This window comes from Brucella tritici (assembly GCF_008932285.1).
Taxonomy (GTDB): Bacteria; Pseudomonadota; Alphaproteobacteria; order Rhizobiales; family Rhizobiaceae; genus Brucella; species Brucella tritici.
Map to the genome: position 1 here is coordinate 67553 of NZ_WBVY01000003.1, position 22663 is coordinate 90215.

A 22663-nucleotide genomic window follows, 5' to 3' on the forward strand; every position below is an offset into this window, starting at 1 on the left:
CGAGCTATAAAAGGTCTTCAGGAAGCGGACGTGCTGCGGCTCACCTTGTCCATGCGCTCCTGAATGGCATTCCGGTCATCCTGCCGGATGCCGACGAGCTCGGCCACCCGCCACATCACGTCGGCCTCGACTTCGCTCACCTTGCCGTCAGCATAGACCATTTCCCACATCAGGCCGATGAGGTCGAGACGTGCCTGATAATCAAGCTGTCGCTTCAGAACCGATGTGAAATCCGATAAATCTATCGCTTCCTGATCGGCTTTTTCCGCTGCAAGGATCAGCCGTTTCAGGCTATCGCCCTTCAGCCCATATTTCTGCGACAGCATTGAAGAGAGCTTTTTACGCTCGCTTTCACGCGTTTCACCATCGGCATCCATGATGTGATAAAGCAGTGCAGCGGCAGCCAGTCGCGGATCGTCATTGGAGAATTTTTCATTCCGGTCCCGAAAACCGCTGGCCGGGAGTTCTTTTAAAAAATCCAGAAGACGATCGAACATTCACCCTCGCTGCCACATTCACTGCTTGCCGTCCGTAAACGCGATTCCGGCGTATTTAGTTAGCAATATCGAAGGTAACGGGCTGAATGCGCCACGCAAGGCGGTAAACTGTCTTACACAGCCGTTTACCGCCCAAGAGATGCGCTGCGTTGTTTTTCGGCAACGATTCGCGGAAAGCCTGATCAGAAAAGCTTCAATCCACTCTGCGCCTTCTGAGAAGATTTGCTTTCGTCGACACCCGGATCGTCCACCACGAGATGCGCACGACGGGGTTCCTCGTTCGCATCGTCGTCCATCACAACAACATCGGCCGCTGGCGGGTTCACTTCTTCCGCCTTCTTTATCGGAGCTGCTGGCGACGCTTTGATGGGCTCAGCAGCAGGAACAATGACCTCAGCCTCCTCGATATCGCGAATGACCGGCTTGCTCTCGGCTCCCGCGGAAACATCCGCCTTTTCGGCCTTGTCCCGAGGCTCTGCCAGAACAATCTGATTGGCCGGCTTCGTCTCGACCGGGCCTTTGATTTCAGGCTTTTCCGCTTCAATCGCAGGAGCGAGCGCCACGACGGGAACTTTCCACTCGAAACTGTTGAGGCGTCCCGTAACCGGAGATACAGGCGACCATTGTTCGGAAACATAGCCATCGGCAGTCCATGCAGGATCGCGCGGCGCCTTGACCGCACGCGCCAGCCATTCGCGAACCTTGCCCTGATCGCCCGTTTCAGCCTCTTCAATATCGGCAAGCAGCAGATAGGCGCTTTCGCGCGGCGAAGCACGCAGAACCTGCTCGGCGTTGTCGCGAGCAAGGCGATAATCGCCCGTCTCATAGGCAGCGCGCGCCAGTGCAAGACTGCCTTCGGCATTATTGGATCGCAGCGATACGAGATGCTTTGCACGCTTCAATCGATCCTGTGCCGTATCGCCGGATCGTGCATAGACATAGGTTGAGGCAATGTCCGGATGCGGAAACCGCTTCCAGGCCGCTTCCAAAATTTTCGAGCCTTTCCGCACGTCGCCATCGGCGAAAAGAGCACGCGCAGCAACCACGGCGGCGGGCACCAGATCGGGCGCGAGCTTGTTTGCCTCCAGTGCCAGCGCCTTTGCCTGCGCATGATCGACATCGACGACTGCCATCGCCTTGGCAGTCAACAATGCAGCGCGTTCCTTCTTCACCACATCCTTGCTGTGGGCGAGAGCCTGCTTGCGCGCATCGACAAGCTTCAGCGCTCCATCCCAATCGCCCTCGGCACAGAGCTGGCCCATCATGGCCGAAGAGGCCCATTCAAGCTGCGGTGCCTGCTGGGCGGCTTCGGCAGCGTAATGGCGGGCAGCATCGCGAGCGCCAACACGCTGGGCTTCGATGTAAAGCCCACGCAAGCCGAGCAACCGCGTCTCGGGATCCTCCACCATTGCCTCGAAGCCCTTGCGGGCATCTTCCGTGCGGCCTTCCAGCATCGCGGTCTGCGCTTCGAGAAGCTTTATCAGCGGCTCCTGATCGGAACTCAGCAATTTTCCTGCCTGCTTCGTCATGCGGCGCGCCGCTTCCGCATCGCCTGCACCGGCGGCAATCAACCCGGTCGAAAGCGACTGATAGCCACGATCACGCTTGCGCGCACGAAAATGCCTGCGCAGCGTGTAAGGTGACTGGATAATGCTCTTGATGAGCCACCACAGGATGAGAATGGCCGCGACAATGGCAACGATCCCCGCAACAGCGGTTATCAGAGGCACATTGTAGTGGTTGCCCGCGAAGGTGACATCGAGTTCGCCCGGACGGTCCGCAAGCCAGGCAAAGCCGAAACCAAGCGCAGCAACGATGGCGAGATAGAATAGGACACGCAGCATCGGCCTGCCTCCTATTGACCGGAAGAGGCCGGAGCCCCACCGGTTTCATCCGCCGAAACCTTCGGTTTCAGGCTGTCCGCAACGAGGCGCTGCACAAGCGCATCAGCATCCCGTCGCGCCCGCACCTGATCGGCAAATTCCTGTGAGGTGGCCTTGGCATCGGCAGACAACTGCTCCCATTCGCTGAGCGCACGCTCGAGATCGCCGGATTGAAGGGCAGCTTCCATACGCGCCGTGATAGGTCCGGCACCAGTACCGCTGACATTGCCAGCAACCGGGCGCACGCTTACCAATCCCCTGGCGCTGGCGACAAGCTGATCCCAAATTCCGGCATCGGCAGGCAGTTTGTTCTCCGTCGCGACGATCCTGTTCGCAACGGCACCGAACCACGCATTCAGGTCGGCAACAGTCGGAACGCCCTTGTCGGCATGAGCACGCAACTGTTCGATAGACGCCTCGTCCGGTGCAACCGAAGCGTAAGTGTCCAGTTCCGCCTTGAACGAACCGCCGCGATCAATTGCGGTTTTCAGCGCATTTGCCGCTATAAGCGCCGTTGCATCGGGCTGGCGTGAAGTCTGGGTGACCTTTTCCTGCAAGGAGGTCAGTTTCGATTCGAGGGATGAAATCGTGCCGCTGTTTCCCGAAACTCCGGCTGTCGCCTCATCCGCCCGGTTCTGCGCCGCTGAAAGCTTGCTTTCCAGCGCATCCAGCCGCTCTGTCAGAGCGGTGGTATCCGCTGCCGCATCCTGACCCGCCTCTTTCGACAAGGCAGCGAATTGCTGCTGAAGATCGGCGAAGGAACCTGCAACCGCTTCTGCCTTGATCTCGGCAGCCTGAACATTCTTTTCCAGAGCCGCAAGCTGCGCGCGGCTTGCATCGTCAAGCGGTGCCGGTGTCGGGTTGCTGCGCAGATCGGCGATCTGCTGTTCCATATGCGCGAGCTGTTCCGCTGTCACTCTTGCGCCTGGAGAGGGGATGACATTGCCCCATTGCAACGCCAGCAAACCGCCGAGGCCGATAACGCCACCAGCAATACCGGCCAGAAGATGCGACGCCCCCGCCCCGCTCTTTTGCGCAGGCTGCTGGATTTCCGGTTTTACGCCCGAGGTAAAGGGCGGCTTGGCATAGCTCGAACTTTCCGGCCTCTCCGTCTTCACGGTCTTTTCAGCAGTCGTCGCTTCTGGTTTGGGTGATGCGGGCTTCGGGGTTTCCGACTTTGGGTTTTCAGATTTTGAGAAACTTCCCACCGGCTCCGCATCTGGCGTCGCCTTCGCCGGTTCGTCAACCCGCTTCACATCCGATGGATCGAGATTGATCGTCACGGGATTGCGGGCCGATTTGGAATGTCGCGGAGTGCCGGGTTTCGCCATGGATCCTCTCGTAAACGCCGATTGGTTGCCTCAGACTCTAACAGATAAAATCGCCAGATGAAGGAAGGTTGCGCCGAAATGAGTCAAAGTTTGGCAAATAGCCGGAAAAGTCCGCCTTCATCCGGGTGGTCTGCAACAAGGGCATTTGCCCGCCAGAGCGGCGGCAACTGATCGGCCACACGGTCAGAAATGCACAAAAACCGCGTTTTCTCGTCAAAAGGCAGCGTGATTTCACGCATCGCTTCAACGAAGCTCGTCGCAGCAACGCCGGAATAAAGCATGACCGCGACAAAAGGCGCGCCATGAAGCACGTCCAGAAGTGCTGGCGCAGAATAAGGTATCATCTCCGTGTCATAGACATCGGCGACGTGCATATCGAGCCTCGCAGCCCGCATCTCGTCTTCGAACACCGGCTGGCGCACGCGCCCAGCGAGATAAAGAACACGGGATTGTTGGGGAAGATCGCGCCGCATCGTCGCCGCAAGACGAACCGCATCGCCACCGCCATCGATCACCTGACCGAACCCGGCCTTCCGCGCCGCCTGCGCTGTTCCCTGACCCACGGCAAAAAGCGGTAAATCAAGAAACGGCTTCAGCCGTTCCGTGTTTATGTGGTGAAACGCATTGGCGCTCGTCACCGTCAAAGCCGAAAACGGGCCATCGGGCAGAGCAAAGGAAAGCGCAACGGTTCGGCTTAGCGGAAGCAGAACCGGTTCATAGCCCATCGACGCCAGTTTTGCGGCGGTCCTGGAGCCAGCCGGCTGTGGCCGCGTCACCAGAACGCGACCAAGCGATGCAATTTGCGCTGGCCCTGCCAAATCTACTCCCAGCCCTCGAAGAATTGGGGACCGGCCTTCGCGCGCAGATGTTCTGCAGCTTCCGTACCAAGTGCCGCGGCATTCGATGCCGGACCTTTCGTCCTTATCTCGTGCGCTTCAGACCCGTCCGGCTTCAATATCATGCCGTGGAAGGAAACTGTGTCACCGTTCACGGTTGCAAGACCGGCGATCGGCGTGCGGCAGGAGCCGTCTAGCGCGGCCAGAAATGCCCGTTCACAAGCAAGAGCGATACCTGTTTCGCGATGCGCAAGGGGCGCGAGCAGCGCATCGATGCGTGTATCGCCGATACGCGTTTCAATCCCGATGGCGCCCTGCCCCGGCGCAGGCGGAAAGCTTTCCGGATCGGCCAGGTCGGTAATGACATCGCCAAGCCCCAGACGTCGCAATCCCGCACAGGCGAGAAACGTCCCGTCGACTTCTCCGGCTTCCAGCTTGCGCAGGCGGGTATCGACATTGCCGCGAAAAATCACCACTTGAATGTCGGGGCGAAGGCGGCGGATCAAAGCCTGACGGCGCAATGATGACGAACCGACCGTCGCGCCCTGTGGCAGATCGACAAGGCGCGAAGCCGTACGACCGATAAAGGCATCACGCGGATCTTCGCGCTCAAGAAAAATGGAAAGATGAAGACCATCGGGCAAAACCGTCGGCATATCCTTGGTGGAATGGACCGCGAGATCGATTCGTCCCTCCGTCAATGCCTGTTCGATCTCTTCGGTAAAAAGCCCCTTGCCGCCAATCTCGGAAAGTGCGCGATCCTGAATGCGGTCGCCCGCCGTCGACATGGGAATGATTTCGATGGCTTCTTCCGGCAGACCATGCGCCTCCATCAGGCGGCGACGCGTCTCGTAAGCCTGGGCGAGAGCAAGCTTGCTGCCCCGCGTGCCTATCTTCAACGTGCCATTCTTCAAGGATGCTGTTTGCATATTGCGCTGTCCATGGTACCGGATTTTTCAATGAATTATGAGACAGGCAGGGTCTAACCGCAAATGCGCATTCTTGGAATAGAAACAAGTTGCGACGAAACAGCCGCCGCAATCGTCGAACGTGACGGGAAGGGCGAAGGACGGATTCTGTCCAATGTGGTTTTAAGCCAGATCGCCGAGCACGAACCCTATGGCGGTGTGGTGCCGGAGATCGCCGCACGCGCCCATGTCGAAGCGCTGGACCGGCTGGTTGCCCGCGCACTGGACGATGCTGACATGAAGCTTGCCGATGTCGATGCAGTGGCAGCCACGGCAGGACCAGGACTGATCGGCGGACTGATCGTCGGGCTGATGACTGCCAAAGCGCTGGCGATGGCTGCACAGAAGCCATTTTATGCTGTCAATCATCTGGAAGGCCACGCATTGACAGCACGTCTCACAGACGGCCTGCCATTTCCCTATCTGTTGCTGCTCGTTTCCGGTGGTCATACGCAGATGGTGCTGGTACGCGGTATTGGCGATTACGAACGCCTTGGCACCACAATTGATGATGCGCTCGGCGAAGCCTTCGACAAGACGGCAAAGCTTCTCGGTCTGCCTTATCCGGGTGGTCCGGCGGTTGAACGCATGGCGCTTCAGGGCGATCCCAAGCGATTCGCACTGCCAAGGCCGTTGAAAGGCGAAGCACGGCTCGATTTTTCCTTTTCCGGCCTCAAGACGGCAGTGCGCCAGACCGCAACAGAACTGGTTCCATTGTCGGATCAGGACGTGGCCGATATCTGCGCCTCTTTCCAGGCCGCAGTCGCCGACACGCTGTCCGATCGGGTGGGCCGGTCACTTGAGCGTTTCAGAAACGAATTTCCCGATTGCGAAACACCGGCGCTTGTTGTTGCTGGCGGGGTCGCGGCCAACAAGACCTTGCGCGCAGCACTCGAAACCCTTTGCGCCCGACACGGTTTCAGCTTCATCGCTCCGCCGCTCGATCTGTGCACCGACAATGCCGCGATGATTGCCTGGGCCGGTGCCGAACGTGCGGCGACCGAAGCTCCCGATAGGCTTGATCTTGCACCACGCTCGCGCTGGCCGCTCGACGAAAAGTCGGCTCCGCTGATCGGCACCGGACGACGTGGAGCCAAGGCATGAACGGTCGGGGCATGAGCGGAAAAGCTAGCAAGATCGCCATTCTGGGTGGCGGCGCCTGGGGCACGGCCCTTGCAGCCATGGCATGCAGCAGCGGCCACGATACGTGGCTATATGCCCGCGACGAGGCGATGGTCGAAGCCATCAATCGGACACACCGCAATCCGCGCTATCTGGGAGAAATCGAGCTTCCCCCCGCCATTAATGCAAGCACAGACGCGGTCGCCGTAGTCGAGCGTGCGGATGCCGTTCTGGCCGTCATTCCCGCACAGGCAATGCGCGCCGGGCTTTCGCAACTGAGCAGCCTTATTCCGCAAACCGCACCTGTCGTACTCTGCGCGAAAGGGATCGAACGCAGCACCGGACGATTGATGTCGGAAGTCGTAGCCGAGGTTCTGCCGAACCACCGGATCGCTGCACTATCCGGTCCAAGCTTTGCAACGGATGTTGCCCGAGGGCTTCCAACCGCCGTGACTATTGCCTGCGAGGACGCTGTAACCGCCGATCAGCTCGCAGCACTTCTGTCCGGCCCAGCCTTCCGCTGCTATTCGACAACCGACCTTAAAGGCGTCGAAATCGGCGGTGCCTTGAAAAATGTTCTCGCCATTGCCGCCGGTGCTGCCGTCGGGCGTGGTTTCGGCGCAAGCGCGCAGGCTGCTCTCGTCACGCGCGGGTTTGCGGAACTGCGCCGCATCGGACAGGCCATGGGGGCGAGACCCGAAACCATCATGGGTCTTTCCGGCCTCGGCGATCTGATGCTGACCTGCTCTTCGTCGCAGTCGCGCAATTACTCCTACGGGCTGGCACTCGGACGCGGTGAGGATCTGACCAATCGCCCGCTGGCCGAAGGTGTGGCGACCGCGCCGATTGCCGCCGAATTATGCCGCCAACACGCCATCTCCGCACCCATCATCGATGCGACGGGTGCGCTGCTTGACGGCACCATCACCATTGACGAAGCCGTGACGGCTCTGCTCAACCGACCACTCAAGACCGAGGACTAGAGCGTGATCCCGAAAAGTGGGAACCGGTTTTCGGACAAGATCATGCTCGAACGGAAAGGATAATTGACAATGCTTTTTGCTCTTCTGTGCAACGACAAGCAGGACCATCTGCAAGTGCGCCTCGATACGCGCCCTGCACATCTCGACTATCTCGAGGGTCTTGGTGAAGGGCTGAAGTTTGCGGGCCCTTTCCTCGGTGAAGATGGCAAGCCGAACGGCAGTCTGGTCGTTGTGGAAGCTGCCGACAAGGCCGCAGCGGAAAAGATCGCGGCCAATGATCCCTATGCATTGGCAGGCCTGTTCGAGAGCGTGACCGTGCGTCCGTGGAACTGGGCGATCAACAATCCCGCCAACGCTTGAGGCTCATGACTGATGGCTTACTGGCTGTTCAAATCCGAACCGTTCAAATGGTCATGGGAAATGCAGAAAGCCCGTGGCGAAAAAGGCGAGCAGTGGGACGGTGTGCGCAATTATCTGGCGCGCAACAACATGCGCGCCATGAAACTGGGCGACAAAGGCTTCTTCTACCATTCCAATGAAGGGCTGGAAGTCGTCGGCATCGTTGAGGTCTGTGGGCTGGCGCACCATGATAGCACGACGGACGATCCGCGCTGGGAATGCGTGGATATCAGAGCTGTCCGTGACATGCCGAAGCCGGTCACGCTGAAAGATGTGAAAGCCAATCCGAAGCTTGAGAAGATGGCGCTCGTCACCTCAATGCGCCTTTCGGTTCAGCCGGTGACGGAAGACGAATGGATCGAAGTTTGCCGCATGGGCGGAATGGACGCAAAGAGCGCTTTGGCATGAGCATGTCTGTATCCCCAAAACGGCTCCCGCTTTGGGAAAACATACTCTGATGCTCAATCCGGCACATAAAAGCGCGCGCGATTTCATTCTGGCCAATACCAGTCTGCAAGCGCCGCCGCACGTGCCGGAAATTCGTCTGCATCTGGCCGATGAAGCGCACGACCTCTGGCACAAGACCGAGGAAGAGCTTGCCACAATCGGCCTGCCACCGCCCTTCTGGGCTTTCGCATGGGCGGGTGGTCAAGGTGTTGCCCGCTATATACTGGATCATCCCGAAACAGTGAAAGACAAGACGGTGCTCGATTTCGCATCGGGTTCCGGCCTTGTCGCCATTGCCGCCATGCAGGCGGGAGCATCAAGCGTGCTGGCGTCGGACATCGACCCCTTTGCGCTTCCGGCCATCGAGATCAATGCATCCGCCAATGGTGTGTCGGTTGTTCCCTCACTGGATGACCTTATCGGGAAGGATGATGGCTGGGACGTAGTTCTGGCTGGCGACGTCTTTTATGAAAAGCCGCTCGCCGAGCGGCTCATTCCCTGGTTTGCAAAACTTGCCGAACGCGGCGCCCGTATCGTCGTCGGCGATCCGGGACGCGCCTATCTACCGAAAGACCGGCTGCAGCAACTTGCCATCTATACCGTGCCTGTCACCCGCGCCCTTGAAGACGCGGAAGTGAAGCGCACGACCGTCTGGGCGTTTATTTAAGCAAATTTCTTCGCACCCGCCACACACACGACGACCACCGCTGCCGTCGCGACCATACCCATGCTGACGGGTTCTCCCGCAATACCGGCAGCCAGCATAAGGCCAAAGAAGGGCTGGAGAAGCTGTAACTGGCCGACAGTGGCGGCACCGCCCTGCGCAAGGCCGCGATACCAGAAGAAGAAGCCGATCAGCATTGAAAACAGTGAGACGTAACCAAGGCTTATCCAGGCTGGCGTGCCGATGCCTGCCCATGTCTCCGGGCGTGTTATGACACTCAGCGGCAGCATGACCGGCAGCGAGAACACCAGCGCCCAGCAGATAACCTGCCAGCCGCCGAGCCTGCGCGAAAGTTGCGCGCCTTCCGCATAGCCCAGACCGCAGACGATAACGGCAGCGAGCATCAGCACGTCACCCAGAAGCGTGGATTGGCTTCCCTGTCCATAGGCATAGGAAGCGACGATGAGGCTTCCAACCACTGAAAACAGCCAGAACATTGGGCGCGGATGCTCTCCACCGCGCAGGACAGCGAAGATTGCCGTGGCAAGCGGAAGCAGTCCTATAAAGACAATCGCATGGGCAGATGTCATGTGCTGGAGGGCAAGCCCCGTAAGAAGCGGAAAGCCGACGACCACGCCGAGCGCCACCACAATCAACGAGATCGCATCGTTACGGCGGGGAAAAGGTTCCCGAAACGCCAGCAACAGCGCCAGTCCCAGCAAACCTGCAATCGATGCGCGCGCCATCGTCAGGAAGGTCGGATCGATATCGATCACCGCCAGCCGCGTTGCCGGCAGCGAGCCGGAAAAAATCAATACGCCCAAAAACCCGTTGATCCATCCGGCGGTCTTATTCCCAACATTCTCACGCATTGTGTCTTTTCGGCTTTCTCTAAAATCGTATAAGGATTCGTGAGACAATGCCGCGAAACTGCCCGAATAATCAGAGACAGTTTCCGGACAATCCTGACAAACTGTACTGATACAAGGAATAGTACAGATGATTTCGACGGGCCTGCTGCGCAGCCTTGAAGCTGTAGAAGCCGCTTACGCAAGCGGCGAGATCGAGCACGGCGATGAAAACGAAGCCGTCGATAAGATGCCGCTCGTTGAAAAGGTGATGGGCATTATTCGCGGACGCATCACCGCGATGAGCCTCGCGCCGGGTGCACGACTGCCCTCTATCCGCCGCCTTGCCGAAACGATGAACGTCTCGAAATCCACCATCGTCGAAGCCTATGACAGGCTGGTGGCGGAAGGCATCATCCAGTCGCGGCGCGGAGCAGGCTTCTATGTTTCGGAACGTGCCCGCCAGCCATTTTCACTCGCCACCAACACGCCACACAAGGAACGCCAGATCGATCCCTTCTGGGTCATGCGGCAATCGCTCGAGGCCGATGACACCACTCTCAAACCGGGATGCGGGTGGCTGCCTGACGAATGGCTACCGCAGGAAGCAATCCGTCGGGCAATGCGCTTGGTTGCCCGCGACGAGACAAGCAATCTTGCCACCTATGGCGAACCGCTCGGTTTCCGTCCTCTGCGCCAACATCTCGCTCACCGGCTCGGCGAACAGGGCATCGACGTTTCGAGCGGAGAAATACTTCTGGCCGATTCAGGCACGCAGGCAATCGACCTGGTCTGCCGTTATCTGTTGCAGCCGGGCGATACGGTTCTGGTCGACGATCCCTGCTACTTCAACTTTCAGGCCGTGCTTCTGACGCACCGTGTAAAACTGATCGGCGTGCCCTATACCCATACCGGCCCGGACCTCGAGGCTTTTGCGAGAGTAGCCAGCGAACACGCGCCGAAACTCTATATATCCAATGCCGGACTGCATAACCCGACCGGCGGCTCAATGACGCCAGCCACCGCTCACCGCCTGCTGAAGCTTGCTGAAGCGCATGGCATCACGCTCGTTGAGGACAATATCTTCGGCGATTTCCACCCCTCGCCCGCGCCACTGCTTGCCGAGCTCGATGGGTTCGAGCGCGTCTTACATATCGGCAGCTTCTCCAAGACGTTATCCGCTGCTGCCCGCGTCGGCTATATTGCCGGGCGTCGCGACTGGATCGACGGGCTCACCGACCTGAAACTCGCCACCAGCTTCGGCGGCAATGCATTGTCGCCGCAGATCGTGCACGCACTTCTGACCGACGGTACCTATCGCCGTCATATCGACAGCTTGCGCGCTAAACTGGCCGATGCCATGACGCTGACCGCCAATCGCCTGAAAGCGGAAGGCCTCACGCTGTGGACCGAGCCGCAAGGTGGCATGTTCCTTTGGGCGGAATTGCCGGATGGGCTGGACTCCGGCCAGATTGCCCGGCATGCTCTGGAGAAGGGTGTGCTTCTGGCACCGGGCGATGTCTTCAGCCCATCACGAACAGCAAGCAGCTTTCTCCGCTTCAACGTTGCGCAATCGCTGGAACCCTACATTTTTGCGGTGTTGCGCGATGCAGTGAGAGAAGCCCGCGCCAAATAGACAGCTGAAAAACTCCCTCAACATTAGCATCCCCGCATCGAAAACAATTTCAAGCAAAAGGGACACAGTCATCCGGACGGCTGCGGTTATACTCCTGCGACATGTCTTTGGAGGAGACATCGCGCATTTCATCGTCGGCTCGGTGTCGAAAGACATCGCACCATGACGATCCAGCGCAGGGAGAACGGAGAGAGCAGGCTGGCGATGCGTTCGCGCCTGCTGGGAGGGAGTATCATTGAATACGCACCAGTCCGGGGCGGATACGCTTTCGCGTCCCGAAGATGAAAAACTATCTGTAGCCGCCAATCTGGCATATGGCTTTCAGCATGTGCTGACTATGTATGGCGGCATCGTAGCTGTTCCACTGATTATTGGCCAGGCGGCAGGTCTCAGCCCGACCGAAATCGGCCTGCTGATCACCGCATCGCTTTTTGCCGGCGGCGTCGCGACGGTCCTGCAAACCATCGGCATACCCTTTTTCGGCTGTCAGCTTCCTCTGGTTCAGGGCGTCTCTTTTTCGGGCGTCGCCACCATGGTGGCCATTGTCACGTCGAGCCAGACCGGTGAAGCGGGCTTGCAGGTTGTGCTGGGCGCCGTCATCGCAGCAGCCATGATCGGCCTTGTCATCACACCCATATTCTCGCGCATCACGCGCTTCTTTCCACCACTCGTCACCGGCATCGTCATCACAACCATCGGCCTGACGCTGATGCCCGTCGCGGCGCGGTGGGCGATGGGCGGAGACAGCAACAGCCCAGAATTCGGCAGCATGGCCAATATCGGTCTTGCGGGCCTCACACTGGTTATTGTCCTCGTTCTCAGCAAGATGGGCAATGCCACGATTTCCCGGCTTTCGATCCTGCTCGCCATGGTCATCGGAACCTTTATTGCCTGGGCGCTCGGCATGACCGATTTTTCGCGCGTGGGCGAAGGTTCGATGGTGGCACTGCCGGAGGTTTTCCATTTCGGCATGCCGGTGTTCAGCCTTGCAGCCACGCTCTCGATGTTCATCGTGATCATGGTTACGCTCGTCGAGACTTCTGCCGATATTCTGGCGGTCGGTGAAATCCTCGGTACGAAAGTGGATTCACGACGCCTTGCCAATGGCCTGCGCGCGGATATGCTTTCAAGCATCCTGTCGCCAATTGTCGGATCTTTCACGCAGAGCGCTTTCGCGCAGAATGTCGGACTTGTCGCGGTGACAGGGGTGAAAAGCCGCTACGTGGTGGCAACCGGCGGACTGATCCTCATCACGCTCGGCCTCCTGCCGGTGATGGGCCGGGTGATTGCCTGTGTTCCTCCGGCTATTCTGGGCGGAGCGGGTATCGTCCTGTTCGGTACAGTGGCTGCAAGCGGCATCCGCACGCTCGCCAAAGTGGACTATGAGAACAATATCAATCTCATCATCGTGGCAACTTCGATCGGCTTCGGCATGATCCCGATCGCCGCGCCCCAGTTCTATCACCACTTTCCGACCTGGTTCGAGACCATCTTCCATTCCGGTATCAGTTCGGCAGCGCTGATGGCCATTGCACTCAACCTGATGTTCAATGAAATCAAACTCGGCAACAGCAACCAGATGTCAGTCTTCGCGGAAGGTACAGAACGCATCATCCGCCATCACAACATCTCGGAGCTGCATGACGGAGACTATTTCCTGAACGGCAAGCTCTATGACGCCGACGGCAATGAAGTCAGAATCGTCGCCGCTGCTGCACACTGAGAAAATTATCTTAAGACACGGATTATGGTCCGGTCCGTCAGATGAGGCAGGAGGCGCGCCATGTCGGCGCGCCTCAACGCTATGCAGCCTTCGGTCGGCGTATAGCCAGGTCGCGCCAGATGAAAGAATATCGCGCTGCCACATCCGCGCCGGCGCGGCGCAATGTTCCAGTCCATGACAATGCAGACATCATAAATATCGTCGCGCCGCCACATATCCTCGTGGCTCGCCGCATAAGGCAGCCGGACGGGACGGTTGTAATTGGCGTCGGAAGCTGCATCGCACCAGCCGTCCAGACGGCGGACACGACCGAGCGGTAGCCGCGATGACGGCAGCAGGCCCTTGTCTCCGCGCCGGTATCCATAGAGCAGCCGCATGGTCGCCAGAGGCGTCGCTCCGTCACCTTCACGCTTGAAAGCGGTGATTCCCCCCTTGCCAAGAGCGCATTCCAGCACCAGATTGCCGGCAACAAGCAAACCGCGAGTCTTGTGGCCCGGTTTGGCCCGCACATCAATGACGCCAATTCCCCGGCTAATTTCGTATCTGGCCAAGCCCCCGCCTCCGTGTCATGCATGTTTAAAACCGTTGTCGGCGAGAGCAAAAACCTGTTTCGCGTTTCGCCGCTTCAACTTGCCTCCATTAAATGTCATAAAACACCAAGAGCCATTTAAATCAAAGAGTAACGAGGACAGGCATGACAGGCCGTACGATACTGATTGTGGACGATGACGAAGATCTCCGTTCTATCCTCGTCGAACAGCTGGAGCTGTGCGAAGAATTCCAGATTCTGCAGGAAGACAATGCCACCAAGGGTATTCAGACTGCGCGAAACGGCATTGTAGATCTCCTGATCATGGATGTCGGTCTGCCGGATATGGATGGCCGTGAAGCTGTAAAGCTGCTGCGCAAGGGTGGTTTCAAGGCACCGATCATCATGCTCACCGGTCACGATACGGAATCAGATACGATTCTCGGCCTCGAATCGGGCGCCAATGATTACGTCACCAAGCCGTTCAAATTCGCCGTGCTTCTGGCGCGCGTGCGTGCGCAGTTGCGCCAGCATGAGCAGAGCGAGGACGCGACCTTCATCGTTGGTCCCTATACGTTCAAGCCCGGCCAGAAGCTGCTCATCGATGAGAAGGGCAGCAAGATCCGTCTCACTGAGAAGGAAGCAGCGATCATCAAGTATCTCTATCGTGCTGGCGACAAGGTTATCGGTCGCGATGTTCTGCTCGAAGAAGTATGGGGCTACAATTCGGGCGTGACCACGCATACGCTGGAAACCCACGTCTATCGTTTGCGCCAGAAAATCGAAAAAGATCCGTCGAATGCGACGCTTCTGGTTACAGAAAGCGGGGGATACAAGCTTGTCCCATGATGGACAGCGCCCGATGCAGGTGTATTGACGATCCATGGCGCTTGATGACGATATTCGTATTCTCGGCACGGTAGGCCTGTTCGAGTCTTTCACGCCCGAACAGCTGCGGTTGCTTGCCTTCGGCGCGGAACGCCTCGTGCTCCGAGCCGGGCGCGAGCTTTTCCGCGAAGGGCAAAGCGCCGACTGTGCCTATATCGTCGTATCGGGCAACATCACCCTGTTTCACGAACAAGACGAAGGGCGGATTGCGATCCGCCCTGTCGGTCCCGGTGCCATGATTGGCGAAATGGCGTTGATCGCACAGACCTCGCGTCTCACCGGTGCGGTCGCCGAAGCGGAAACCGAGGTTATCCGCATCAGCCGCGCAATCTTCCGGCGCATTCTCGAAGAATATCCGGAAGTGGCGGCAGCACTCCATGCACATGTCAGCCGCAATCTGCTGGAACTGATCGGCGAAATCGAAAAAGTCGCACCGCGCCTGAATGGCGATTGACCTTTTTCAGAGCTCAATCACCCTTTCCATTCCTATAGCACTGAGGAAAGCCTGATCGTGGCTCACAACGATCAATGCACCCTCATAGGCATTGAGAGCGGTTTCCAGCGCCTCGATGGAATCGAGGTCGAGATGATTGGTCGGTTCATCAAGGATCAGAAGTTCGGGAAGCTCGGTTCCACCCAGGACACAGGCAAGAGCCGCCCGCAACAATTCACCTCCGCTCAGACTACCGGCAAGCCGTGAAGCTCCCTCGCCGCGAAACGAAAAACGCGCCAGCGCAGCACGCGCATCATTGTCGTTCGACCCCGGATTGAGACGTCGATAGTTTTCATAAAGCGTCTGGCCGCGATCCATCAGGCTCATCTGCTGGTCGAACATCGCCACACGCGCCTGACGCATAACGGTTCCTGCCACAGGTTGAAGCTCCCCTGTCATCAGCCGCAACAGGCTGGTCTTGCCAGCCCCGTTCGGCCCCGTGACAACGACCCGCTCGGCCCCCACGATCTTCAATGACAGGTCGCGGATTACCGGATAATCGGCTTGCGGCCCACCCGAGACATCTCGCATATCGAGCATGACGCGACCGGAAGGCGGAACCGCACCAGTCACATCGAAATGCATCGGCTTTACCCGCTCGACCTTTGCCTCAGCCTCCCGCAATTGCTCGCTGGCTCGACTGGACTGGCGCTCCGCCAGTGCATCGCCCCGGCCTTTCGACTGTTGCGCACGGTCTTCCCGGGCATCGAGCAATAACTTGCTCATCCCAGCATCGGCGCGCGACTTGCGACCACGGGCATCGCTGCGCGCCTGCCTTTCAACGGCAGCCTGGGCCTTGTGTTCGACCTGTTTGACTTCGCGCCGCGCCGTTGCGAGATCGCGCGCTGCCGTCTCACGCTCCTCGGTCTTTTTCCCGTGATAGAAATCCCAATTGCCACCGTAGAGCCGCAGCCCGTCGGGGGATAATTCAGCTATCGCATCCATGAACTGCAACAGTTCACGGTCATGGCTGACCACCACGGTTGCACCGCGCCAGGCGGTCAGCAAATCGACGACTGCCAAACGACCGGCACGGTCGAGATTATTGGTCGGTTCGTCCAATAAAATGAGATCAGGCCTGCAGAAGATCAGAGCTGCAAGCGCCGCGCGCGTCTGCTGGCCACCGCTCAAGGTTGAAAGGGCGGTGTCGGGAGCCATATCAGGCAAACCAAGCTGTTGCAGCGCGTCGGTAAAGCGCTGCGGCAAAAGCCAGTCTGCCTCATCCAGATCACTGTCACTGGCCAAGCCCTGTTCGACACGTACCAGTCTGTCGAAATCTGTGCGCGCATCAAAAAGATCTGCCAGCGTCTCGGAACTATCGCCGCCGACGTTCTGCCGCAACACACCGATGGTCCCGTTTACGGTCACATTTCCGCTTGTTGGAAGCAGCGCACCACTCATCATACGCAACAGCGTTGATTTACCCACGCCATTGCGTCCGACCAGACCGATGCGGCCTTCGGCTATGCTGAAATTGATGGATTCGAAGAGAGTACGGCCATCAGCCGTAACGCAGGAAAGATCCTGAAGTGTAAGAAGAGCAGACATCGCGAACCATGGAAACGTTGAAAACACTGGTCATTTGAAACAGTGCAATCCGATCCATCGTTCTTCTCTCCTTGTTAAACTGCTCTCTATATAAGCCTTACGACGCGATCAATCCAGATCGAATGTCGCAATAACAGGCACGTGATCGGACGGGCGATCCCAACCACGTGCGTCGCGAAGGATTTGCAGATCCTGCATATGCCCTTCAAGATCGGCAGAACCCCAGACGTGGTCCAGCCTGCGGCCACGATCCGATTCGGCCCAATCCTTGGCGCGATAACTCCACCAGGTGAAAATTTTCTGGTCAGACGGAATGATCTGTCGCATCAAGTCGCTCCAGCCACCCTTCACACGCAGGTCTTCCAGCGTTTCAGTTTCGATCGGCGTATGGCTGACGATCTTGAGAAGCTGCTTGTGCGACCAGACATCGTTTTCAAGCGGCGCGATATTGAGATCGCCAACGAGAACGGATGAATGCCCATCCTGCCGGTCAGCGACAATGGCACGCATTTCTTCGAGAAAAGCCAGCTTATGAGCAAACTTCGGATTGATCTCTGGGTCCGGCTCATCACCGCCCGCCGGAACGTAGAAATTATGAATGCGAAGCTTTTTGCCGCCAGCTTCGGCCACCGCGCTCAGATGGCGGCAATCACCCATGTCGCAGAAACCGATCTTCTCCACGCCTGTCAGAGGACGCCGCGATATTGTTGCAACGCCGTGATAGCCTTTCTGGCCGCTGATCGCGATGTGCTCATAACCGAGCGCGCGAAACCCCTTGGACGGGAACTGATCGTCCGGGCATTTGGTTTCCTGAAGACACAGAACATCAGGCTGATAATCGCGCAGAAACTGTTCGACCAGCGGCATACGCAGACGAACGGAATTGATGTTCCAGGTAGCAACGGAAAAGGCCATAAAGATAGGACTCGCAGCAACGAAAAAGATGCCGCGAACCTAATCATTTATCCGGCAAATGCAAACGGCTTGCCTATCACAAACTGACGATTACTGACCTTTGCGCTTCATTGCGATGCGCTGATAGTCGATCTTGAACATATCATCGGTAAAACGCACGCCGCTGCGCACGTTGAAGATCATGACAGTAGTATCGAGCTTCTGGGCATCGGTGATGGTCCACTGCTTCAGCTCGTAGGATTTGGGGTCGAACATCATGGTGATTTTCGAATCGCCGAAGATCGACTTGTCGCCCAGCACCAGCGTTGTCATGTCCGGCTCCTGCTTCACATTCTGAAGACGGCCGCCGCCCAGATCAATCCTGTCTGCCAGCAACAGCTTCAAAGGCGTCTTCGAAAGCGGATAAAGGTCCCATGTATCGAGCTTGCGATTGTTGATAACGACCGATTCGCCATCCGAAATAACTCGGATCGGTGAATTGTTGTAGTTGAAGCGGATCTTGCCCGGACGCTCGATATAGAAAGTGCCGCCCGTCTGTTCGCCCTTCGGGCCGAACTGCACGAACTCGCCGGTCATTGTACGCACCGATGAAAAATGGTCGGCAATCTGTTGTGCCGCCGCACCGGCGCCAGCACCCTGTGCCATCGCGGCGACGGGAGCGAGAACCATCGACATCATACCAAGTCCAAGCGCTCCCATTCCCAGCACGGCTGCAAGGCGACCAGCTTTCGCAAAGGCGGAGAAACGGGAGAACATCATCGACAAACTTTCTCTTTTCATCATTCTGTTTAACTACGCCGCCAGTTGGGCGCGAGTATGGCCATCAGAAATCATCGTCGCCAGTCGGAACCAAAATTTCACGCTTGCCCGCATGGTTGGCCGGGCCGACAATGCCCTCCTCTTCCATGCGTTCGATGATTGAGGCAGCCCGGTTATAACCGATGCCGAGACGACGCTGGATGTAGGAAGTCGAAGCCTTCTTGTCACGCAGCACCACGGCAACGGCCTGATCGTAAGGATCGTCGGAATCTTCCAGATTGCCAGTACCAGCCGGACCGCTGCCGCCTTCGTCGTCTTCTTCATCCTCGGTGATGGCATCGAGATATTCCGGCACGCCCTGAAGCTTCAGATGCTGCACAATGCGTTCCACCTCGTCGTCGCCGACGAATGGTCCGTGCACGCGCTGGATACGACCGCCGCCAGCCATGAAGAGCATATCGCCCTGACCGAGAAGCTGTTCGGCACCCTGCTCGCCCAGAATGGTGCGGCTGTCGATTTTCGACGTCACCTGGAAGGAAATACGGGTCGGGAAATTGGCCTTGATCGTGCCGGTGATGACATCGACCGACGGGCGCTGCGTCGCCATGATGACGTGGATTCCCGCCGCACGGGCCATCTGCGCAAGACGCTGCACGGCACCTTCGATATCCTTGCCAGCGACCATCATCAGATCAGCCATTTCGTCGATAATCACGACGATATACGGCATCGGCTCCAGATCGAGTTCTTCCGTCTCGTAGATCGCCTCGCCGGTATTGCGGTCAAAGCCGGTCTGCACGGTGCGGGCAATCGGCTCGCCCTTCTTCTGCGCAAGGCCGACGCGCTGATTGAAACCGTCAATATTGCGAACGCCGACCTTCGACATCTTGCGATAGCGGTCTTCCATTTCGCGCACGGTCCATTTGAGCGCAACGACAGCTTTCTTCGGATCGGTCACAACGGGCGTCAGCAGATGCGGAATACCGTCATAGACGGAGAGTTCCAGCATCTTTGGATCGATCATGATCAGGCGGCATTCCTGCGGTGTCATGCGATAGAGCAGCGACAGGATCATCGTATTGATCGCCACTGACTTGCCCGAACCGGTCGTACCGGCAACGAGCACGTGCGGCATCTTCGCAATATCGGCGATGACCGGCTCACCATTGATGGTCTTGCCAAGCGCAAGCGCCAGTTTCGCCTTGGACTGTTCGAAGTCGCGGCTTGCCAGCATTTCGCGCAGATAAACCATTTCACGCTTCGGGTTCGGCAGTTCGATGCCGATGGCATTGCGGCCCGGAATGACGGCCACGCGTGCCGCAATCGCGCTCATCGAGCGGGCGATATCGTCGGCAAGGCCGATGACGCGTGATGACTTGATACCCGGCGCAGGTTCCAGTTCGTAAAGCGTGACGACCGGGCCAGGCTTCACATTGATGATTTCACCACGCACACCGAAATCTTCCAGAACACCTTCCAGCAAACGGGCGTTCTGTTCCAGCGCATCCTTGGAAAGCGCAGGGTCGCGCTGGACAAGCTTTGGCTCGGCAAGGAAATGCAGTGATGGCATTTCGAAAACGCCGTTGTCCTTGAGGAAGGATGGCTGTGCCTCGCGCTGGGCGCGTGGACCAGGTTTCGGGGACGGGGCGGCCTGCTCCACGCGGGCCTTGCGGCTCCGCGGCGGCGGCGCATCGTGCCATTCCTGACCGACGAGCGGCGCGCCGTCATCCATATCGTCCATATCGAAAGGCGGTTCGTCATCGGCAGCGGCAGGCGCACCGAAACCGGGTTCACGGCGCGGCGCATTGCGTGTTTCGGCATTGCGGCGCACGACGCGCATATCGTCGAAATCTTCCGCACGCGGGCGACGTCGGCCAAGCCCGGTCAGGCGCTTGAAGTTAGCGGTCGTGGTCAGTGCCAGATGGGTGAGTGCGCCCATAAGCTGGAAACCGCCACCGGCTGATGCTTCATCATCCTCGTCATTTGCCGCGAAATCATCGTCCTCCGCACCACGCCGAGCTGAAGGCTGCGCAGGATTGACGATCCCCGCACCGCGCCCAATGATACCGCTGGCGAAAAGGCAGAGCCAGAAAGCCGGGACTGCAAGGATAAGCGCAATGCCCGAGGCGATGGCTCCTTGCGGGAAACTGCCGAGGAAAAGGCCCGGAAACTTCAGAATCATGTCACCGAAGACGCCACCGAGACCGATCGGCATCGGCCAGCTTTCGGGTACGGCGAAGCAACTGGCGATGGCTGCGAACAGGAGTGCTGCGGCAAGCCATGCGAAACTGCGTTTGGCTATGCGTCCGATGCCGCCGCGCGTCATCATCAGAAGCGACCACACGGCAAGCGGAAGCAGAGCGGGAACACTCGCCAGACCGAAAAACTGCATGGCAATGTCGGAGAAAACTGCGCCGGGATAGCCAAGCGCATTCGTTACCGGATTGTCGGTCGCATGACTGAAGCTCGGATCGGCAACATTCCATGTCGCCAATGCGCCAACAGCCATGCCCGTGAGCGCCAGAAGGCCCAATCCGAACAGGATATAGAACTGCCTGCGGAAGAGATTGGCCAGTTTCAGCCTGTCTTCCGTAATCCGCTCGTCACGCAGCGGGTATGAGGGCGAATATCCTTGCCGCATATAGCCTGTCCCGAACCGAAAATATTTGCTGGGCCCTGAGCGGAAATGCTCCGGGCACATTGAATCGGTCCGATCCTAATCGCTGGATGGTTAATTCCTCATTAACCATGCAAGGGGTCGCAAACAAATCCGTTGATGAAATGAAAAAGGCGCGGTTTCCGCGCCTTTTTCCTCTTGAGACAATCCCGCTCTATTGAACGGATTCGCCGTGCAAAGCGATGTCGAGGCCTTCGATCTCGGCCTGCTTGCTGGGGCGCAGGCCCATGACAGCCTTGACCACGTAGAGAATGATCGCGGTAGCAATCGCCGTATAGACAATCGTGATGACAGCGCCGAAGAACTGCTTGCCGATGGTTGCACCTTCGCTGGCCGGGTTGATCGCCGCATCGGCGAAGAGACCGGTCAGCACCGCACCGACGAAGCCGCCGACACCATGGACGCCAAACGCATCGAGCGAATCGTCATAACCGAGTGCATGCTTGATCTTCACGGCCGCCACATAGCAGACCACACCGGCGACGATGCCGATGATGAGCGCACCCATAGGGTTGACGAAACCGGCGGCAGGCGTAACGGCGACAAGGCCCGCAACGGCGCCAGAAATGATGCCGAGTACGCTTGGCTTGCCTGCAATCGCCCATTCCACGAACATCCAGGCCAGAGCCGCACCGGCGGTCGCAACCTGCGTGTTGAGCATGGCGACGCCAGCGAGCGCATTGGCACCGGCGGCAGAACCGGCGTTGAAGCCGAACCAGCCAACCCACAGAAGGGCAGCGCCGATGACCGACAGCACGAGATTGTGCGGCGCCATGTTGGTGTGGCCGTATCCGTCACGCTTGCCGATGATAAGGGCCGCAACCAGACCGGCGACACCAGCATTGATATGAACCACTGTACCGCCAGCAAAATCGAGCACGCCATCCGACGCCATGAAGCCGCCACCCCAGACCCAATGCGCGACCGGGATGTAGACGATAAACAGCCACAGGGTCAGGAAGACCAGCATGGAGGAAAACTTCATGCGCTCGGCAAACGAACCGGCGATGAGTGCGGGCGTGATGACGGCGAAAGTCATCTGGAAGGTGATGAACACATATTCGGGGATGGTTCCCGTTAGTGATTCCATCGTGACGCCGGAGAAGAAGGCCTTGGAAAGCCCGCCTATATAAGAATTGAGCGATCCGCCATCGGTGAAGGCGAGCGAATAGCCTGCAACCATCCACAGAATGGACATGAGACAGGTGATTGCAAAGCTCTGCATTACCGTGGACAGCACGTTCTTCTTGCGCACCATGCCACCATAGAACAATGCGAGACCGGGTATGGTCATCATCAACACAAGCGCGGTTGAAGTCAGCATCCATGCCGTATCGCCCGTATCGAGGGTTGGTGTCGGTGCGGCGTCCTGTGCCATTGCCGTCCCGGCCATGGCGACGAGCGCAGGCAGGGTAGCCAGAAGGGCCGTTTGCTTGTTTCTTCCTGTTATGAGCATCGAATATCTCCGTCGAAGGGCGGCTTCAAACGCGGCTGCGCTGGAAAGACCGGTTCAAACA

21 protein-coding genes are annotated in these 22663 nt (G+C 58.3%); 9 read left to right on the top strand and 12 right to left on the bottom strand.

The window, feature by feature from the left end; genetic code table 11:
* Nucleotides 1–17: 17 nt before the first annotated feature.
* The 5 genes from F9K94_RS10175 to hemC form a co-directional block, all read right to left on the bottom strand.
* A complete protein-coding gene (locus F9K94_RS10175; protein WP_061344499.1) occupies nucleotides 18–497 on the bottom strand; it encodes a tellurite resistance TerB family protein in 480 nt (159 codons plus the stop codon).
* Between the two features lie 182 nt (nucleotides 498–679).
* The gene (locus tag F9K94_RS10180; RefSeq protein WP_151645450.1) at nucleotides 680–2341 is read right to left on the bottom strand and encodes a heme biosynthesis protein HemY; all 1662 of its coding nucleotides are present in this window, start codon (nucleotides 2339–2341) and stop codon (nucleotides 680–682) included.
* A gap of 11 nt (nucleotides 2342–2352) precedes the next feature.
* On the bottom strand, nucleotides 2353–3711 hold the full coding sequence (locus tag F9K94_RS10185) for a COG4223 family protein (protein WP_151645452.1): 1359 nt from the start codon (nucleotides 3709–3711) through the stop codon (nucleotides 2353–2355).
* A gap of 83 nt (nucleotides 3712–3794) precedes the next feature.
* Nucleotides 3795–4529, bottom strand: coding sequence for a uroporphyrinogen-III synthase (locus tag F9K94_RS10190; protein ID WP_151645454.1), 735 nt, complete (start codon nucleotides 4527–4529; stop codon nucleotides 3795–3797).
* Between the two features lie 2 nt (nucleotides 4530–4531).
* On the bottom strand, nucleotides 4532–5476 hold the full coding sequence (gene hemC / locus F9K94_RS10195; RefSeq protein ID WP_151645456.1) for a hydroxymethylbilane synthase: 945 nt from the start codon (nucleotides 5474–5476) through the stop codon (nucleotides 4532–4534).
* Between the two features lie 63 nt (nucleotides 5477–5539).
* On the opposite strand from hemC, the gene tsaD reads away from it, so the two are divergent.
* The 5 genes from tsaD (at nucleotide 5540) to F9K94_RS10220 (ending at nucleotide 9133) form a co-directional block, all read left to right on the top strand.
* Entirely contained in the window at nucleotides 5540–6619 is a 1080-nt protein-coding gene (tsaD, locus tag F9K94_RS10200) for a tRNA (adenosine(37)-N6)-threonylcarbamoyltransferase complex transferase subunit TsaD (RefSeq protein ID WP_151645458.1), read from the top strand.
* A gap of 11 nt (nucleotides 6620–6630) precedes the next feature.
* Nucleotides 6631–7620: an NAD(P)H-dependent glycerol-3-phosphate dehydrogenase gene (locus F9K94_RS10205; protein ID WP_061345197.1), complete on the top strand. Its 990-nt coding sequence runs from the start codon at nucleotides 6631–6633 to the stop codon at nucleotides 7618–7620.
* Between the two features lie 69 nt (nucleotides 7621–7689).
* Nucleotides 7690–7980: a YciI-like protein gene (locus F9K94_RS10210; RefSeq protein ID WP_151645460.1), complete on the top strand. Its 291-nt coding sequence runs from the start codon at nucleotides 7690–7692 to the stop codon at nucleotides 7978–7980.
* A 12-nt stretch (nucleotides 7981–7992) separates the two neighbouring features.
* Nucleotides 7993–8427 (top strand): EVE domain-containing protein, encoded by a 435-nt coding sequence (locus F9K94_RS10215; RefSeq protein WP_151645462.1) that lies wholly within the window; start codon nucleotides 7993–7995, stop codon nucleotides 8425–8427.
* 49 nt (nucleotides 8428–8476) lie between these two features.
* A complete protein-coding gene (locus F9K94_RS10220) occupies nucleotides 8477–9133 on the top strand; it encodes a class I SAM-dependent methyltransferase (RefSeq protein WP_151645464.1) in 657 nt (218 codons plus the stop codon).
* Here the strand turns inward: F9K94_RS10220 and F9K94_RS10225 are convergent.
* A complete protein-coding gene (locus F9K94_RS10225; RefSeq protein ID WP_151645466.1) occupies nucleotides 9130–10002 on the bottom strand; it encodes a DMT family transporter in 873 nt (290 codons plus the stop codon). The genes F9K94_RS10220 and F9K94_RS10225 overlap by 4 nt on opposite strands.
* 127 nt (nucleotides 10003–10129) lie before the next feature.
* On the opposite strand from F9K94_RS10225, the gene F9K94_RS10230 reads away from it, so the two are divergent.
* Both F9K94_RS10230 and F9K94_RS10235 read left to right on the top strand, forming a co-directional pair.
* Nucleotides 10130–11614: an aminotransferase-like domain-containing protein gene (locus tag F9K94_RS10230; RefSeq protein ID WP_151645468.1), complete on the top strand. Its 1485-nt coding sequence runs from the start codon at nucleotides 10130–10132 to the stop codon at nucleotides 11612–11614.
* 235 nt (nucleotides 11615–11849) lie between these two features.
* Entirely contained in the window at nucleotides 11850–13337 is a 1488-nt protein-coding gene (locus tag F9K94_RS10235; RefSeq protein WP_151645470.1) for a nucleobase:cation symporter-2 family protein, read from the top strand.
* 5 nt (nucleotides 13338–13342) lie between these two features.
* Here F9K94_RS10235 and F9K94_RS10240 read toward each other — a convergent pair whose 3' ends face one another.
* The gene (locus tag F9K94_RS10240) at nucleotides 13343–13888 is read right to left on the bottom strand and encodes a L,D-transpeptidase family protein (protein ID WP_151645472.1); all 546 of its coding nucleotides are present in this window, start codon (nucleotides 13886–13888) and stop codon (nucleotides 13343–13345) included.
* A 143-nt stretch (nucleotides 13889–14031) separates the two neighbouring features.
* Between F9K94_RS10240 and F9K94_RS10245 the strand changes: the two genes are divergently transcribed.
* Nucleotides 14032–14715 carry a response regulator transcription factor gene (locus tag F9K94_RS10245; protein ID WP_109988596.1) on the top strand — a complete coding sequence of 228 codons (684 nt, stop codon included), beginning with the start codon at nucleotides 14032–14034 and terminating at the stop codon, nucleotides 14713–14715.
* A 34-nt stretch (nucleotides 14716–14749) separates the two neighbouring features.
* Entirely contained in the window at nucleotides 14750–15208 is a 459-nt protein-coding gene (locus tag F9K94_RS10250; protein WP_010657562.1) for a cyclic nucleotide-binding domain-containing protein, read from the top strand.
* A gap of 6 nt (nucleotides 15209–15214) precedes the next feature.
* Here F9K94_RS10250 and F9K94_RS10255 read toward each other — a convergent pair whose 3' ends face one another.
* From F9K94_RS10255 to F9K94_RS10275, 5 genes are all read right to left on the bottom strand, one after another.
* On the bottom strand, nucleotides 15215–16795 hold the full coding sequence (locus F9K94_RS10255) for an ABC-F family ATP-binding cassette domain-containing protein (protein ID WP_151645474.1): 1581 nt from the start codon (nucleotides 16793–16795) through the stop codon (nucleotides 15215–15217).
* 108 nt (nucleotides 16796–16903) lie between these two features.
* Nucleotides 16904–17710 (bottom strand): exodeoxyribonuclease III, encoded by an 807-nt coding sequence (gene xth / locus F9K94_RS10260; protein ID WP_151645476.1) that lies wholly within the window; start codon nucleotides 17708–17710, stop codon nucleotides 16904–16906.
* 90 nt (nucleotides 17711–17800) lie between these two features.
* Nucleotides 17801–18469, bottom strand: a complete 669-nt coding sequence (locus tag F9K94_RS10265) for an outer membrane lipoprotein carrier protein LolA (protein WP_192799494.1) — start codon at nucleotides 18467–18469, stop codon at nucleotides 17801–17803.
* Between the two features lie 64 nt (nucleotides 18470–18533).
* Complete coding sequence (locus tag F9K94_RS10270) at nucleotides 18534–21110, bottom strand: FtsK/SpoIIIE family DNA translocase (RefSeq protein ID WP_151645480.1); 2577 nt, start codon at nucleotides 21108–21110, stop codon at nucleotides 18534–18536.
* 190 nt (nucleotides 21111–21300) lie between these two features.
* Entirely contained in the window at nucleotides 21301–22602 is a 1302-nt protein-coding gene (locus F9K94_RS10275) for an ammonium transporter (RefSeq protein ID WP_151645482.1), read from the bottom strand.
* Nucleotides 22603–22663 lie beyond the last annotated feature (61 nt).

Bases quoted from the DNA above. Each gene is read 5' to 3' on its own strand.
- F9K94_RS10175 (WP_061344499.1), bottom strand. From the start codon at position 497: ATGTTCGATCGTCTTCTGGATTTTTTAAAAGAACTCCCGGCCAGCGGT.
- F9K94_RS10180 (WP_151645450.1), bottom strand. From the start codon at position 2,341: ATGCTGCGTGTCCTATTCTATCTCGCCATCGTTGCTGCGCTTGGTTTC.
- F9K94_RS10185 (WP_151645452.1), bottom strand. From the start codon at position 3,711: ATGGCGAAACCCGGCACTCCGCGACATTCCAAATCGGCCCGCAATCCC.
- hemC (WP_151645456.1), bottom strand. From the start codon at position 5,476: ATGCAAACAGCATCCTTGAAGAATGGCACGTTGAAGATAGGCACGCGG.
- tsaD (WP_151645458.1), top strand. From the start codon at position 5,540: ATGCGCATTCTTGGAATAGAAACAAGTTGCGACGAAACAGCCGCCGCA.
- F9K94_RS10205 (WP_061345197.1), top strand. From the start codon at position 6,631: ATGAGCGGAAAAGCTAGCAAGATCGCCATTCTGGGTGGCGGCGCCTGG.
- F9K94_RS10210 (WP_151645460.1), top strand. From the start codon at position 7,690: ATGCTTTTTGCTCTTCTGTGCAACGACAAGCAGGACCATCTGCAAGTG.
- F9K94_RS10215 (WP_151645462.1), top strand. From the start codon at position 7,993: ATGGCTTACTGGCTGTTCAAATCCGAACCGTTCAAATGGTCATGGGAA.
- F9K94_RS10220 (WP_151645464.1), top strand. From the start codon at position 8,477: ATGCTCAATCCGGCACATAAAAGCGCGCGCGATTTCATTCTGGCCAAT.
- F9K94_RS10225 (WP_151645466.1), bottom strand. From the start codon at position 10,002: ATGCGTGAGAATGTTGGGAATAAGACCGCCGGATGGATCAACGGGTTT.
- F9K94_RS10230 (WP_151645468.1), top strand. From the start codon at position 10,130: ATGATTTCGACGGGCCTGCTGCGCAGCCTTGAAGCTGTAGAAGCCGCT.
- F9K94_RS10245 (WP_109988596.1), top strand. From the start codon at position 14,032: ATGACAGGCCGTACGATACTGATTGTGGACGATGACGAAGATCTCCGT.
- F9K94_RS10250 (WP_010657562.1), top strand. From the start codon at position 14,750: ATGGCGCTTGATGACGATATTCGTATTCTCGGCACGGTAGGCCTGTTC.
- F9K94_RS10255 (WP_151645474.1), bottom strand. From the start codon at position 16,795: ATGTCTGCTCTTCTTACACTTCAGGATCTTTCCTGCGTTACGGCTGAT.
- xth (WP_151645476.1), bottom strand. From the start codon at position 17,710: ATGGCCTTTTCCGTTGCTACCTGGAACATCAATTCCGTTCGTCTGCGT.
- F9K94_RS10265 (WP_192799494.1), bottom strand. From the start codon at position 18,469: ATGATGTTCTCCCGTTTCTCCGCCTTTGCGAAAGCTGGTCGCCTTGCA.
- F9K94_RS10270 (WP_151645480.1), bottom strand. From the start codon at position 21,110: ATGCGGCAAGGATATTCGCCCTCATACCCGCTGCGTGACGAGCGGATT.
- F9K94_RS10275 (WP_151645482.1), bottom strand. From the start codon at position 22,602: ATGCTCATAACAGGAAGAAACAAGCAAACGGCCCTTCTGGCTACCCTG.